Raw genomic sequence first — 13,925 nt, forward strand, 5'->3', positions numbered from 1 at the left:
ATAAATAATAGGAGCAAAAAAATGGCTATGAATCTGGCACATTGTACTGTTGAGATATCTGAATCATAGCTGTTTAGCTGACCTCGAGGCATTGTTCGTCCTTATCCATTACCTTCTGGCAAACATCATAGATTTCGGTGGGGATCAGACAGCCACAGCGGATAGTTCAAATGCGCTGGCAGCCGCAATGGCAGATTCGTCGCAAAGCGTGTTGATTCCTGAGGGCGTTTACCGGATCGCCAGCAGCATCACCATTCCGAAGACGATCATAGTCACCTTTAAATACAATGCCCGTATCAAGCCGGATGCCGGGACAATCATTACGTATAATGGTTCCATTAACGCTGAAGAAAATGATTGGATTTTCGATATCAGCACAGGGGGAGATGCGGCAGCCTTTCAGGCAGCAGCAATGTTCTGCGGGAAATCCCGACTGCTGTACATCGCTTAAGGAACTTCGCGGATCCGTGCTACCATCAAGAATAATGGCAGAGGAGCACTTGCTGTGCTGATTGAAATGATACAATTCGTATCACAAAGTACTGAGTAACAATATTTAGCTTGATCAGGGACAGGAATAAATGGCAGCTGCGATTAGCAGGAAGCGCGCGGAAAGGCCGGCTGTACTCATGAAAGGAATAGGCAATTTCAAGAAGGTAGACCGGGAGGGCGCGGCTGCGGGAGCAGCCTCCGCTCTCAGGCTGAGGCTGGATCAAGCCTGGCTCAAGCTGAGCGGGGACATCAACGAGGCGCGCCAGTTCGAATCCTACAAGGTGCTGTTCACGGACCGCGAGATCGCCATTCTGAACGACAGGGGGCAGCTGCAGCGCAGATACCCCAAAGGAACGATCGATGACATCGAATTCCGCCAGGCCTTGTCGGGCGGAGCCTTGATCCTGATGACGAGGGACGGCATGCGGGAAGCGGGCCGGTTCTCCGCCGCCCATGCGGAGGCATGCGCCAAGGCGATGCCGGCCATCAGAGCCTGGCTCGACGAGCCGGTGCCTGTCCCGGGCTTCGCTGCGGGGCAGGAGCCGTCCGCGCCCGCGTCATGCAGCGGACAGGACGACGGTGGCGGAGCGGGGCATGAACCGGCCGCGGACGCCCTCCAGCGGACGGGCAGAGCCTGCGCCGTCTGCGGCAGGCGCCTGCTGCACCGGCGGACCAAGTGCCTGCGCTGCAGCAACAAGGCCCTGATGTTCCGGCGCATACTCGCTTATGCCTCGCCTCACCGCAAGCTGATGAAGGCCAGCGGCATCCTGCTGCTGCTGAGCATTCTCCTCGAACTGCTCCCTACTTATCTCATGAAGCTCCTGATCGACAACTTCACAGCAGGCGGAGACGCTTCCGTGCTTCTGCTGCTCATCGGAGCGATGGCCGGCGCCCATCTGGCGGGAACGGGCTTGTCCATGGCCAGAAGCTACATCGGCCTGCGCTTTGGCGGCAAGCTGATGGGCGATATCCGCAAGGATGCGTTCGCCTCGCTGATGCGGCTGTCGCTCGGATATTTCGACCGGAGGCAGGTATCCCAGTTCATCGGGCGCGTCCAGAACGATACGGAGGAGCTCAAGCAGTTCCTGACGGAAGGCTTCATCCAGATTCTGTCCCAGGTATTGATGGCGGTCGGGGTGCTGGGCCTGCTGTTCTACCTGAGCGCCCCTCTGACCTGGATGATTCTGATTCCGCTCCCTTTCCTCGGTCTCGGGATGATCTGGCTGTGGCCGCGCGTGCAGGTCATGTGGTACTCGCAGTGGATGGGCACGATGGGGGTCAACAACGTCATCGGCGAAACGCTTCAAGGCATCCGGGTCATCAAGGCATTCGCCCAGGAGAAGCGGGAGAAGGAGCGCTTCGGCAAAGCCAATGACCTGCTCGTCAAAAAGATGATCTCCATGGGCAATATGTGGATCGGCATCTCGCCCGTCTTCTCTCTCGTCATTGCCGCCTTCGGCCTGCTCGTCTGGTATATGGGGGGCAGGCATGTCCTCGACGGCAGCATGTCGCTGGGATCGCTGACGGCTTATGCTTCCTACCTGGTCATGTTCTTCGGCCCGCTGCAGTTCATGGGCGCTTCGCTCGGGATGATCAACCGCGTCATGGGATCGGCGGAGCGGATCTTCGAGATCATGGACGCGCCGAGCGATACGCCGGATCGGGAGGACGCGGCGGCGCTGCCGGCCGTCCAGGGCGAGATTCGGTTCGAGGGCGTGAGGTACGGCTACGACAAGCAGCGCACGGTTCTCAAAGGAATCGACCTCGCCATCCGGCCCGGCGAGATGGTCGGCCTGGTGGGTCATTCCGGAGCGGGCAAGACGACGCTGATCAACATGGTCTGCCGCTTCTACGATCCCGATGACGGCCGCATCAGCCTGGACGGGGTCGATCTGCGGGATATCCGCCAGGAAAGCCTGCGCTCCCATATCGGGGTCGTGCTCCAGGAGACGTTCCTGTTCGACGGCACGATCGCCCAGAATATCGCCTACGGCATGAAGGACGCGACTCCCGAGCGGATCATCGAGGCGGCGCGGATCGCCAACGCCCATACGTTCATCTGCGGCTTTCCCGAAGGCTACGAGACGAGGGTCGGGGAGCGCGGGCACCGGCTGTCGGGCGGGGAGAAGCAGCGGATCGCGATTGCGCGGGCGGTGCTGCTCGATCCGGCGATCCTCATCCTCGACGAGGCGACGGCTTCGGTCGATACCGAGACGGAGCGTGAAATTCAGGAAGCCCTTGCCCGCTTGATCCGCGGCCGGACGACGATCGCGATCGCGCACAGGCTGTCTACGCTCCGCGGGGCGGACCGGCTCATCGTGCTGGACAATGGCCGCATAGCCGAGACAGGCACGCATGACGAGCTGTACAAGAGCAAAGGGACGTATTACAGGCTGGTCGAGTCGCAGAAGCAGATGACCGAGCCGCCTTCGGAGGTGGGATAGGAATGATGAACAATCTCGTCTATATGAACCGCTCCAAGCCGGATGATGTGCTGCTGTACCACAACCGCGAAGGATACTTGAAGGCGGTGCGCGGCGGCGAGCAGATGGGGAGGGTGAAGCTGGTCCGCTGCTTCCCGTATTCCTTGCCGGATCGGCTCATCTCCATTCGATCCTATGAAGACAATGTGGAGATCGCCTTGCTGGCCGAGCTGGATCAGCTGGAGGAGGAAAGCCGCCAGGCCGCCGTCCTGGAGCTGGAGCGCAGCTATATCATTCCCCGGATCGAACGGATCGCGGCCATCCGCAAAAAAGGCTCGGAGTGGATCTGGTCGGTCGAGACGGATTATGGACCGAGCACGCTGCGCATGAGCATCCTCCACGAAGGCATCCATGAGCTGTCCGACGGCAGGTGGATCGTGACGGACGATGACGAACGGCGGTACGAGCTGTCCGGGCTGGAGCGGATGGATCGGAACAGCCGGGAGCAGTGGGGCAAGATCAGTTGAGGACGAGCCTGAGCCTGTTGGATGGATAATCCGAACCCCGGATGCAATGCCTAACGGTATTGCATCCGGGGCTATTTGATAATATAACGAGAAGGAATTCAGCTATATTCGTCAAATATGTAAGCGTATTCATATTGAGAACGCTTTCGACAAAAAAATGAGTTTTAGCCCTTGACGGGAATCGAGATTTGTCATAAATTATAGAAGGAGTTTATGATACATTTTGTAACAATGCATCGGCTGCTTGCGAGCAGGATGCAAGCTCCCCGTATTACGCAAAAACCTTTGCCGTTGAAGTCGTCAGATCGGATTTAAGTTCTGGCAAGGTTACAGCCGACAAGAAGCAATCGCCCGCGATCCTGAGCTTTCGGCCAGGAATCAGATACAGTTCGTAACCTAAGCCGTCCCATTTTTTCATCTAAGGAGAGATGCAGCTTGACCGAGCAATTCCACTGCGTGTGCTGCGAGAAGTTGATATCCCGCCAGGAAGCGGAGATCCTGTTCAAAACCGGTTTCTATCGCCGTTCCTACCGTCTCGGCTACTGCCGTTCCTGCGCTATGAGCCTGGATGCGGAAGATTCGGGAAGCGGTGGTTCCCACTTCGAGATCGTGGCCTTGCCTGCGGAGCGCAGGACGAGAGAGGGAAGCGGATTTATCGGGCGCGGCAAGATTCTTACTGCCTGACTTTTCCAGAGAGGCTGATCCTGCCTGGGCAAGGCAGGTTTTTTTTTGCCCGGATCTGTTCTTGCCTTGCGTGCGGCAGCCTTCAAATTGCTTTCCCGACCAAGGTCCAGGTTCCACTTTCCCTGCTTGATGGTCTATAATACTACAGGATATGTAAAGAGCTGGAAGGCCATATGGGAGGTGCGGGTTTGGAGACGAGCGCAATCGTTCAATTCAGGAACGTGACCAAGAAAATAGGAGGCAAGACCATTATCGACGGCCTCACTCTGGATTTGCCGCGGGGTGAAGTATTCGGCTTTCTCGGTCCGAACGGATCGGGCAAGACGACGACGATCCGGATGATGGTAGGCCTGATGAGAATGACGGAAGGCGAAATCCGCATCGGCGGAGCCAGCATCGCCACGGATTACGAGAAGGCGATCCGCCATGTAGGGGCTATCGTCGAAAATCCGGAGATGTACAAATACTTGACGGGATACCAGAACCTGCTTCACTTCGCTCGCATGATTCCGGGAGTCGGGAGGAACCGCATCGACGAAGTCATCCGTCTTGCGGGGCTGGACAAGCGGATCCACGACAAGGTGAAGACCTACTCGCTGGGCATGAGGCAGAGGCTGGGCGTCGCCCAGGCGCTGCTGCACAAGCCGTCGCTGCTGATCCTGGACGAGCCGACCAACGGCCTTGATCCTGCCGGCATCCGGGAGCTGAGGGATTACCTGCGCAGGCTCGCCGAAGAGGAAGGGATTACGGTATTCGTCTCGAGCCATCTGCTCTCCGAGATGGAGCTGATGTGCGATCAGGTCGCCATCATCCAGGCCGGCAAGCTGATCGATATCCGCTCGCTGCGCAGCGGCGAGGGATCGCAGGAAGCGATGCCCGTACCGGTCCAGTTCGAGCTCGACCGTCCGGACGATGCGCTGGCGATCATCCGCCAGTCGATCCGTCCTGCCGGAGACGACGGGGGCAGGGAGATCCGCGCATCGGTAAAGGACGGATTGCTGGTCATCGACGCGCTGCGCGAGGATATAGCGGAGCTCAACGCTCTCCTGGTGAAGGAAGGCATCCGGGTATACGGAATCCGGTCCAAGGCCAAGTCGCTCGAGGATCAATTCCTGGAAGTGACGGGAGGTGAGTCGGTTGTTTGATTTCGGGAATCTCGTGCTCAACGAGAACATGAAGATCTACCGGCGCGCCCGGGTATGGATCATGTGGGGACTCATGGTCCTTGCGATTGCCGCGGTATCGGGAATCGCCTATTCATCCAGTGTGAACACGCCTTCCATGTGGCAGATGGTCGGCATCGAGACGATCGTGATGATGCCGCTGGTCAGCATTTTCGCCGTCATTGTCGCCGCTGACATCGTCGCGGGAGAATTCACGGCGGGAACGATCAAGCTGCTGCTGATCCGCCCTTGGTCCCGCTCGAAAATCCTGCTGTCCAAGTACGCGGCGACGCTTCTGTTCGGATTTTTCAGCATGGCGCTGCTGTATGCCGCACTGCTGCTGGTCAACATCATCTTCTTCGGCTACGAGAAAGGCATCAAGGCGGCCCAGGTGTTCGGAGCCGCGGACCCGACGATGTCGGCCTGGTCGTATTTCAACCAGTCCTTCATCATGCAGTTCATCTCTCTGATCGTGACCGTCACGCTGGCTTTCATGATTTCATCGGTGTTCCGCAGCGGCGCCCTGGCGATCGGACTTTCCTTGTTCGTCGTGCTGATGGGCAAGACGCTCGGCCAGCTGTTCGGGCTGATCGACCGCCAATGGGTCGATTACGTGCTGTTCCAGCATCTCGATCTGACCCGATACATCGGCATGGGCTCCAGCGGGGCGAGCGACGGCATGACGCTGGGCTTCTCTCTCGCCGTCCTTGCCGGCTATTATGTCATCTTCATGGCGTTGTCATGGTTCGTGTTTACGAGACGCGATGTTGCGGCTTGACCGGCACTCCTGCATGTAGCAAAACGATAAAAAGCCCCGTTTCCGGGGCTTTTTTGACGCTTTTCAGCGGAACCGTCCCTGCGTCTCAGCCCGCTTGCCGGCGCTCCTTCAGCGTTCCGTCGCGCGAGGTCTCGCGGACGCCGTCTGCCGCCGCCATCGGGCGCGATTGCGGCTGTGCCGTCTGCTGCACGGGCTGCGCCTGCTCCGGCGCCTTCTGCTGAGCCTGCTCGGGAGCACGCTGCTCCATGCGGCAGCTGCCGCTCAGAATGCCGCCGTCCTGAACGATGAGCGAGGCGACGGCCGCGCTGCCGTGCAGCTGGCCGCTCGACATGATCGTCAGGCGCCCTGTCGTGGTGACATCCCCGTAGACTTTGCCGGAGATCGTGATGTCTTTGGCCGAGATATTGGAGCGAACCACTCCGCTCTCTCCGACAATGACATCCTCCTTGCAATCGATGTCGCCCCTGTACTCCCCTTCGATTCTCAGGCTTGCCTGACAGGATAGGGTTCCTTCCGCCCGGGTGCCCTGGCCGATCAGGGTGTCCGAAGCCGACCAGCGCTTGTTTTCCTTGAACATGGATATTCGCCTCCCTGGAATGGATTCGGATACGTGCTATGTTGTATATATTCGTACAGAACCGGCTTCATTCCTGAAGAAGCCGACAGGATGCCCGCGACCGAACAGACGGTCTGCCAGCGAAGAGGCGCTGATCAAGCCGAGCGGAAGGCAGCGGACTGATATCAAGCCGCATGACAATGCGCAGCGCGCATGTTCACGGCGGCTACCGCAACTTTGCTGAAAGGTTCTGCTTTAAAAGATGGTTGTCCGTTGATACTTATATCTATGGAGAGCAATAATATTCCGCCAATCCGCAAAAGAGGTGCCCCATGTTCTGGCTCGTGCTTGCCCTGTTCATCTTTCTCTTTCAAATCATGACGATCCTCATTCTCGAGTACCGCCAGCCGGGCAAAACCGTCGCATGGCTGCTCATCCTGTTCGTGCTGCCGATCATCGGCTTTGTCATGTACTATTTCGTCGCGCGCGAGTACCAGACGAGGCGGACGGTCCGGCGAAGGGGAGTCATCGCCCAGGAGGTCCAGCTCAAGGCGCTGCGGCAGAGCGCTCTCATCCATCGGCCCGGAGACATGGAAAATCCGGACTTCAAGCATGAGGTGCGGCTGTTCAACCTGCTCGGCAGCTTCTCGATGCTGCCGGTCACCGGCCGCAACCGGACGAAGATCCTCACCAACGCGGAGCCGACCTATGCCTCGATCCTGCAGGCGCTGGATTCCGCCCGCCATCACATTCATCTCGATTATTATACGATCCGCCATGACGAGATCGGCTGCAAGTTCAAGGCGATGCTGCTCCGCAAAGCCGCCGAAGGCGTCGAGGTGAGGGTCATTTACGACGGGATCGGCAGTCTGGAGCTCAAAAACGCCTATGTGCAGGAGCTTCTGGACGGCGGCGTGAAGATGCAGTGCTTCCTTGCCCCGCGCTTCGCCTTCTTCGACAAGCGCGTCAACTTCCGGAACCATAGGAAGATTGTCGTCGTCGACGGGAAGATCGGCTTCGTCGGAGGAATCAACATCGGGGACGAATATCTCGGCAAAAATCCGAAGCTGGGCTTCTGGCGCGACACGCATGTGCGGATTGAAGGGGATGCGGTCTATTATCTGCAGCTGGTGTTCATGCGGGACTGGTGGTTCACGGCGCGGGAGAGGCTGGATCATCCCGCCTATCTTCCCGAGCATGGCTGCAGCGGCAGCGAGCAGGTACAGATCGTCGCCAGCGGACCGAATACGAGCGCGGACTCCATTCTGGAGAGCGTATTTTCCGCAATCAGCGCCGCCAAGGAGAAGCTCTACATCGCTACGCCTTACTTCATTCCCGACCCGAGCGTCCTGATGGGGCTGCGGACGGCGGCGCTGAGCGGCGTGGATGTCCGGATCATCCTCCCTCACAAGTCGGATTCCAGGCTGGTGCTCTATTCTTCGCTCTCTTATGTCCAGGACTTGCTGGAGGCGGGCGTCCGCATCTATCGCTACCGCAAAGGCTTCATCCATGCGAAGGTCATGATCGTGGACAGGCTCATGGCGTCGGTCGGAACGGCGAATATGGATATGAGAAGCTTCTTCAGCAATTTCGAGATCAATGCGAATCTGTTCGGGAGCAAGGCGATCGGAAGGCTGGAGGAGGACTTCATGCTTGACTTGAAGGATTGCTACGAGCTGAAGCTCGGCGAATTCGAGGCGCGTCCGTGGACGCAGAAGGCGGCGGAAGTGGCGGCGCATATGCTGTCGCCGCTATTGTAGAATGCTGGCCTGAGAACCGGCATGAGCCGGCCCGGGAGGAGCCGGGCCGAAGAGATGATGCGGCCGGCAAGCCAGCGATTCGAAGATTCAAAGCGCAGGCGGCCGAGGAACAAGATCGGCTTCTATGATTCTAAACAGCGTACAGCAGTGGCTGCAGGTGTGGAACAAGGCTTTCCGTTCCAAGCCTGCGGCTATTTGCTCTCTCGAAGCCGGGTCGGATAAGCCTAGCTTGTCTTTAAGGGAAGGGAATGAATCCGCATTCCCGCAGCTATAGCAAATCACTTTGACGACAGCCAGACTCAACCCGTTCACCCCATATGTTTCAATTAAATGATACATAATGTAGCATATTATAACATATCTTGGTTATAGTGTCCTGCTTTTCAAAAAATCCAAAATCGGACGAAGCGCCTGCTTGGGGGCATGCGCAAGAAGATCCCCGCACTGCTGGAGACGATCATGGATATTGAGCAGGTGAAAGTCGCGCGGCTGCGCCCCTTGCCTGATTTCGTCCCATTCCAGCGGGGTGGAGACGGTCGCTCCGGCTCTGGCCCTCGGCGTGTAGGGAGCGGCAATCGTCTTGCCTTGATAATGCTGCAGGTAATCGAAATAGATCAGATCACCGCGGTTCTTCTTGAGCCGCTCCACCGTGAACAGCTTGGGATGCTTCTGGGTCATAAAGCCTCCGACGAACATCCCGATGGAGCGCAGCTCGTCGAAGCTCAGCCGATCCGCCAGCGGCACGATGAGCTGTACGCCGGTAGCGCCGCTCGTCTTGGCGATCGACTCGATGCCAAGGCCTCTCAGCTGCTCGCCGACAAGCCACGCCGCCTCCATGATTCTCGGCTCCTCTTCGACGGAAGGATCGAGATCGATGACCCATTCGGTCGGATGCTGGGGATCGTCGGCCAGGTCGAAGGAGGCATGGAATTCGAGGCAAGCCAGATTCCCGAGCCAGATCAGGGTCGGCAGCGAGTCGAGAACGACATAGTCGATGCTGCCGTCGGACCGGGTCCGGACGAACTCGGGCCGCGGCTCGGGGCAATTTTTCTGGTAAAAGGACTTGTCATGGATGCCGTGCGGATAACGGATCGTCGTCAAATGGCGGTCGCGGCAATGCCGAATCAGGAATGGGGAGAGCTGGACAAGCTTCTCCAGATACATGAGCTTGGTGATGCCCATCTCCGGCCACAGCGGCTTGGACGGGTTCGTAATCGTCAGCTGATGGCCGTCCAGCGTAATGCTTCCCTTTTCGCTGCGATAGCCTTTGGATGCTGGCATGGACGCTAATCTCCTCTCCGGCGGCCGAATCCGGCGATCTTGGGATGGCGAAGCTGGCCGGCCTCGGTGATCTCCAGCCCGGTTACTGTGCAAGGAAAAGGATTTTGAAGCCAGACGACCCGTTCCTTTCTCAGGTCATCCGGGAGTGCGGCGAAAGGAAGGGCCGCCCCCGCTTGCAGAGAGCCGCCGGCGAATGCGCCTTCCGGCACAAGCTGGCTTGTCAGGAGCGCGCGCATCTCGCCGGTCAGTCCAAGCGATACGCTGCCGAAATATTGCCCCTCGGCGCTCATGACGAGGCTTGCCGCCATTCCATCCCGAATCTTGAGGCCGACGATGTCCACATCCAGCAGCAGGGCTGTTTTTTTCTTGAACCAATCCTTGTGCTGCTTGCCTTCCTTATAAAGAGAGTTCAGGCGCTTGCTGACGACGCCTTCCCAGCCGGCTTCCGCGACCCAATGCCACAGAGCATCTCCATCGCGGTAAAGCTCCGTCACCAGCATGCCGTCCGGCAGCCTCGGAGAGAGGCTCAGGAGGGCTTCATGCCTTTGCAGATAAGGCAGGCCTCTGAGATCCTGGCCTCCCGCCGCCAGCATATCGAACAGCACGTAGGCGAGTCCGGCGGGAGGCTGCGAAGGCAGCGGCCGATCGGCAGCATCGGCATGGTTGTCGATGTCGGGATGCTGTTGCGAAGGCTGCGGCCGCAGCAACCTGTCGTCCGATCCGGAAAGGTCGTGGGCGGAATTCTTGCTGCCCGCGCCGCCGGCCATCGCCTCCGCCGCTACCTCCGGATTCCGCAGCGGCGTCAGCCTGGTTCCGCCCTGCTTGCCGCGCATGCGCTCGCGCTGCAGAACCTTTTGAAAGCTGGGCCTGCTGCCCGTCCAGGCGATCAGCTCTCCGTCCAGAATGCAGCGGCCGAGAGCAGCCTTCTCTATTACGACGACAACTTCGGGGTAAATGTTGTTCTTGATCAATCCTTGGCGCGAATACAGCAGCGCCTTGCCGTCGGAGCCGATGTCGGCAAGCAGCCTGACGCCGTCCCATTTGATCTGGTAGCCCCAGTCTTCTCCTTGCGGAAGATCGGCTCTCGTTATGGGCGCCATCGGCGCCGTCAGGCCGAGCGGAAGGCTGCCTTTCGCGGCGCGCATCAGGAAACGCCGGATTCCTTGGTTTTCTTGGCGCGCGGCTTGGCGGCTTTCTTCGCGGGCTTATCGGCTTCTCCGGAGTCCGCCAGACCGGCTGCCGGCGCTTTCGCGCTTTTCTTCTTGGGCTTGTCCGCTGCACCGGTATCGAGCACGGGCGCTGCGGCAGGTCCTTTGACCGATTCCAGGCTTGCCTGCAGGGCGGCCATCAGATCCAGCACATGTGCGGGCTCCTGCTGCGGCGCGATGCGGACATCTTCGCCGGCAATCTTGCCTTGGATGAGATCATGCATGGCGCTCCGGTAATCGTCGGTGTATTTTTCGGGCTCGAACGGCGTCGTCAGCTGATCGATGAGGAGCTTGGCCATCGACAGCTCCTTGTCATTCAGAACGACCGCTCCGGGCAGGTTCGGCACCTGCTGGATCGGACGGATTTCGTCGGGATAGAAGATCGTCTCGATCGCGAGGCAGCCGTCGAGGACGCGGATCGCGGCGAGGCTTGATTTGGAGCGGATGGAAATTTTGGCGATGCCGATCTTGCCGGATTCCTTCATCGCTTCCATCAGCAGCGAATAAGCTCCTCCACCCGCCTGATCGGGGGAGAGGTAATAGGTTTTCTGGAAATAGATCGGATCGATCTCCTCCAAGGCGACAAAATCGATGATCTGAATCGTTTTGGACTTCTCTCCGCCGAGCTGGTCCAGCTCTTCCTTTTCGAAGGTGACGAAGCGGCCTTTCTCGTATTCATAGCCTTTGACGATTTCATTCGTTTCGATTCGCCTGTCGCATACGGGGCATTCCTTCACATAGGCGATCGGACTGCCGCAGACAGAATGCAGCATGCGCAGCGAGATGTCCTTGTCCTCCGTGGCGGAGAACATCTTGACGGGCACATGCACCAGTCCGAAGCTGATCGCGCCTTTCCATACGGTATGCATAGCTATCGCGCCTCCTTGCAGCCGGAGTTCCGGCATTATTTCCTACCAGTGTGCCCATCCGGAGGGGGTTCCCATGCATGAAGCCCGGCTGCTGCGGGCATATTTCTCATTAAGGCTGACGACAGCCCCGGAAAGGAGGCGTGAGGCGAATGGACGAGCAGGAAATACGCCGCCATCTTGAGCGCAGGCTGGACAGCCGCCATATGCTGGCCAGCAGCCGCGACGAGAAGAGCCTTCCGGATCTGGCTGCCGAAATGAGCACGGAGCTGGACGGCTCGCTGGAGGAAGGCGGAGCGCGTACGATGACGAATGCCGGCGTCGGCCGGACGGCCGACCATGGCGGCAGGGTCGATTACGAGATGGATATCGACCGGATGGTGGGCGAAGGTCTCGGAGGCGGCCAGGTCACGATCCACAACGGCCATATCGGAGAGTCGACGACGGATACGATGATGCTGAAGGAAGAAGCAGAGGACGGAGAATAGGAGGGAATTCGCGGTGGATGTAAAAAGAGCGATGGAAATCTACGGCTCCAAGGATATGGTGACCGTCCACTTGGGCGGGCACTCCGTCTGGATCGAGAATGTGGACGAGGCGAACGGCATGGCGACCGTGCAGGTCGGCACGACCCCTCAGAACACGCAGACCGTATCGGTCGAACAGCTTCATGAAGGCCAGCCGCACCGAGAAAACTAAAGGCCGCGCTGAATTCGTGAAAACAAAAAAACAGCGTCGTTCCCGTTGCCTTTGCGGCACCAAGAGCGGCGCTGTTCTTTTTTGCGGTTCGGCTGCACTTGCGTAGCCGGCTTGCGGGACCAGGTTCCCCTCGCGAGGTCGACCTCGTGCTGGGCGCGAGCCGATGGCGGTGATGACGGCCTGTGACGGCCTGCTGACATGGCTGTTTCCCCTTCCGCCGGAAATGTCCGGCATCCCCAACGATACCAAATGATCGGAATAACGGGAAGGGGCGAAAATACATATAGATAGATGGGGATACAAACCTTAGACGGTCATGTCAGGGTTAAAATCAAGATAAAGAAAGATAACCATCGATAACCGGAGATAACGAGTCTTTTTGTGGAGAAATACGTTAAAAATTAGCTAAATCCACCCTTTTCCTTTAATTTAGAGCGAAAATACTTTATAATTAGCATAAAGGTCATAAGCAAGACAGATTGAAAGGGTGTGGGGGCATGGTAACAGCGCAGGGGCAGCATCTCAAGCTGCCATTCTTTGAAGTGTTCAAGCGGGTCTTGTTCATCACCGTCGGAGCCGTCCTGATGGGGGTAGGCCTGGAGATTTTCCTGGTGCCGAACAACATCATCGACGGAGGCATCACCGGCATTTCCATCATGCTTTCTTATTTGACTGACGTTCCTCTCGGACTTTTCCTCTTCCTCCTCAACCTTCCGTTCCTCTTCCTGGGGTATAAGCAGATCGGCAAGACCTTCGCGCTGTCGACTCTGTACGGAGTAGCCGTCATGTCGCTGACGACTTACCTGCTGCATGAAGTCGATCCGCTCACGATCGACGAGTTCCTCGCCTCGATCTTCGGAGGCATGGTGCTCGGAGTCGGGGTCGGCCTCGTCATCCGCTTCGGCGGCTCGCTCGACGGCACGGAGATCGTCGCGATCCTCCTCTCCAAGAAGCTGCCTTTCTCGGTCGGCGAGATCGTCATGTTCGCGAATCTGTTCATCCTGTCGAGCGCGGGCTTCGTGTTCTCTTGGGACCGTGCGATGTACTCGCTCATCGCCTACTATATCGCCTACAAGATGATCGACATCGTCATCGAGGGCTTCGACGAATCCAAGGCCGTCTGGATCATCAGCGACGAGTACCGCGACATCGGGGAAGCCATCATGAGCCGTCTTGGCCGCGGCGTCACTTATCTCAACGGCGAGGGCGGATTCACCGGCGGCGACAAGAAAGTGCTGTTCGTCGTCGTGACGCGCCTCGAGGAAGCCAAGCTCAAATCGATCGTGACCGACATGGACCCCGGCGCCTTCCTGGCCGTCGGCAATATCCATGACGTCAAGGGCGGCCGCTTCAAGAAGCGCGATATTCACTAGCGCGATCGGCGGCAGGACGCATGCTCCGCAAGGCAGACATCTGCCTGCGGAGTTTTTTTCTGTCCGCTGCCGTCAGGCAAGCGCAGGCGTCGACGGCTCGCCGCGAAGGACGGTC

General features: G+C 58.4%; 14 protein-coding genes. 10 read left to right on the forward strand and 4 right to left on the reverse strand.

Features of this window, described 5'->3' with window-relative positions:
- Nucleotides 1–91: 91 nt before the first annotated feature.
- The 6 genes from AC06G8_RS05810 to AC06G8_RS05835 all read left to right on the forward strand — a co-directional run bounded on the left by AC06G8_RS05810 (nucleotide 92) and on the right by AC06G8_RS05835 (nucleotide 6,067).
- The gene (locus AC06G8_RS05810; protein ID WP_480284702.1) at nucleotides 92–451 is read left to right on the forward strand and encodes a hypothetical protein; all 360 of its coding nucleotides are present in this window, start codon (nucleotides 92–94) and stop codon (nucleotides 449–451) included.
- Between the two features lie 130 nt (nucleotides 452–581).
- The gene (locus AC06G8_RS05815) at nucleotides 582–2,936 is read left to right on the forward strand and encodes an ABC transporter ATP-binding protein (protein WP_480284703.1); all 2,355 of its coding nucleotides are present in this window, start codon (nucleotides 582–584) and stop codon (nucleotides 2,934–2,936) included.
- 2 nt (nucleotides 2,937–2,938) lie between these two features.
- Nucleotides 2,939–3,442 (forward strand): DUF1854 domain-containing protein, encoded by a 504-nt coding sequence (locus tag AC06G8_RS05820; RefSeq protein WP_447664828.1) that lies wholly within the window; start codon nucleotides 2,939–2,941, stop codon nucleotides 3,440–3,442.
- A 435-nt stretch (nucleotides 3,443–3,877) separates the two neighbouring features.
- Nucleotides 3,878–4,126 carry a hypothetical protein gene (locus AC06G8_RS05825; protein ID WP_480284704.1) on the forward strand — a complete coding sequence of 83 codons (249 nt, stop codon included), beginning with the start codon at nucleotides 3,878–3,880 and terminating at the stop codon, nucleotides 4,124–4,126.
- Nucleotides 4,127–4,314: 188 nt separating this feature from the next.
- The gene (locus tag AC06G8_RS05830) at nucleotides 4,315–5,271 is read left to right on the forward strand and encodes an ABC transporter ATP-binding protein (protein ID WP_447664826.1); all 957 of its coding nucleotides are present in this window, start codon (nucleotides 4,315–4,317) and stop codon (nucleotides 5,269–5,271) included.
- Nucleotides 5,255–6,067 (forward strand): ABC transporter permease, encoded by an 813-nt coding sequence (locus AC06G8_RS05835; protein ID WP_480284705.1) that lies wholly within the window; start codon nucleotides 5,255–5,257, stop codon nucleotides 6,065–6,067. Before AC06G8_RS05830 ends, AC06G8_RS05835 begins: the two co-directional genes overlap by 17 nt.
- 85 nt (nucleotides 6,068–6,152) lie before the next feature.
- Here the strand turns inward: AC06G8_RS05835 and AC06G8_RS05840 are convergent, their stop codons facing one another.
- Entirely contained in the window at nucleotides 6,153–6,644 is a 492-nt protein-coding gene (locus AC06G8_RS05840) for a bactofilin family protein (protein ID WP_480284706.1), read from the reverse strand.
- 311 nt (nucleotides 6,645–6,955) lie between these two features.
- On the opposite strand from AC06G8_RS05840, the gene cls reads away from it, so the two are divergent.
- Nucleotides 6,956–8,383, forward strand: a complete 1,428-nt coding sequence (gene cls, locus AC06G8_RS05845; RefSeq protein ID WP_480284707.1) for a cardiolipin synthase — start codon at nucleotides 6,956–6,958, stop codon at nucleotides 8,381–8,383.
- Nucleotides 8,384–8,749: 366 nt separating this feature from the next.
- On the opposite strand, the gene ligD is transcribed toward cls, so the two are convergent.
- The 3 genes from ligD to ku are packed head-to-tail and all read right to left on the reverse strand — an operon-like array spanning nucleotide 8,750 to nucleotide 11,741.
- Complete coding sequence (gene ligD, locus AC06G8_RS05850; RefSeq protein WP_480284708.1) at nucleotides 8,750–9,664, reverse strand: non-homologous end-joining DNA ligase; 915 nt, start codon at nucleotides 9,662–9,664, stop codon at nucleotides 8,750–8,752.
- 5 nt (nucleotides 9,665–9,669) lie between these two features.
- Nucleotides 9,670–10,809 carry an ATP-dependent DNA ligase gene (locus tag AC06G8_RS05855; RefSeq protein ID WP_480284709.1) on the reverse strand — a complete coding sequence of 380 codons (1,140 nt, stop codon included), beginning with the start codon at nucleotides 10,807–10,809 and terminating at the stop codon, nucleotides 9,670–9,672.
- Nucleotides 10,809–11,741: a non-homologous end joining protein Ku gene (ku, locus tag AC06G8_RS05860; RefSeq protein WP_480284710.1), complete on the reverse strand. Its 933-nt coding sequence runs from the start codon at nucleotides 11,739–11,741 to the stop codon at nucleotides 10,809–10,811. The genes AC06G8_RS05855 and ku overlap by 1 nt, the downstream gene beginning before the upstream one ends.
- 149 nt (nucleotides 11,742–11,890) lie before the next feature.
- Here ku and AC06G8_RS05865 point away from each other — a divergent pair, with 149 nt between their 5' ends.
- The 3 genes from AC06G8_RS05865 to AC06G8_RS05875 all read left to right on the forward strand — a co-directional run bounded on the left by AC06G8_RS05865 (nucleotide 11,891) and on the right by AC06G8_RS05875 (nucleotide 13,810).
- Nucleotides 11,891–12,226, forward strand: a complete 336-nt coding sequence (locus tag AC06G8_RS05865; protein WP_480284711.1) for a hypothetical protein — start codon at nucleotides 11,891–11,893, stop codon at nucleotides 12,224–12,226.
- Nucleotides 12,227–12,239: 13 nt separating this feature from the next.
- Nucleotides 12,240–12,437 (forward strand): H-type small acid-soluble spore protein, encoded by a 198-nt coding sequence (locus AC06G8_RS05870; protein ID WP_447664815.1) that lies wholly within the window; start codon nucleotides 12,240–12,242, stop codon nucleotides 12,435–12,437.
- Nucleotides 12,438–12,934: 497 nt separating this feature from the next.
- A complete protein-coding gene (locus AC06G8_RS05875; RefSeq protein WP_447664813.1) occupies nucleotides 12,935–13,810 on the forward strand; it encodes a YitT family protein in 876 nt (291 codons plus the stop codon).
- Nucleotides 13,811–13,925 lie beyond the last annotated feature (115 nt).

It is taken from the genome of Paenibacillus sp. SJS-P3 (genome assembly GCF_056711585.1).

What these genes read in the sequence shown, in the direction of transcription:
- AC06G8_RS05865 (WP_480284711.1), top strand. Translation starts at nt 11,891, where the DNA reads ATGGACGAGCAGGAAATACGCCGCCATCTTGAGCGCAGGCTGGACAGC.
- ligD (WP_480284708.1), bottom strand. Translation starts at nt 9,664, where the DNA reads ATGCCAGCATCCAAAGGCTATCGCAGCGAAAAGGGAAGCATTACGCTG.
- AC06G8_RS05875 (WP_447664813.1), top strand. Translation starts at nt 12,935, where the DNA reads ATGGTAACAGCGCAGGGGCAGCATCTCAAGCTGCCATTCTTTGAAGTG.
- AC06G8_RS05840 (WP_480284706.1), bottom strand. Translation starts at nt 6,644, where the DNA reads ATGTTCAAGGAAAACAAGCGCTGGTCGGCTTCGGACACCCTGATCGGC.
- AC06G8_RS05855 (WP_480284709.1), bottom strand. Translation starts at nt 10,809, where the DNA reads ATGCGCGCCGCGAAAGGCAGCCTTCCGCTCGGCCTGACGGCGCCGATG.
- cls (WP_480284707.1), top strand. Translation starts at nt 6,956, where the DNA reads ATGTTCTGGCTCGTGCTTGCCCTGTTCATCTTTCTCTTTCAAATCATG.
- ku (WP_480284710.1), bottom strand. Translation starts at nt 11,741, where the DNA reads ATGCATACCGTATGGAAAGGCGCGATCAGCTTCGGACTGGTGCATGTG.
- AC06G8_RS05815 (WP_480284703.1), top strand. Translation starts at nt 582, where the DNA reads ATGGCAGCTGCGATTAGCAGGAAGCGCGCGGAAAGGCCGGCTGTACTC.
- AC06G8_RS05820 (WP_447664828.1), top strand. Translation starts at nt 2,939, where the DNA reads ATGATGAACAATCTCGTCTATATGAACCGCTCCAAGCCGGATGATGTG.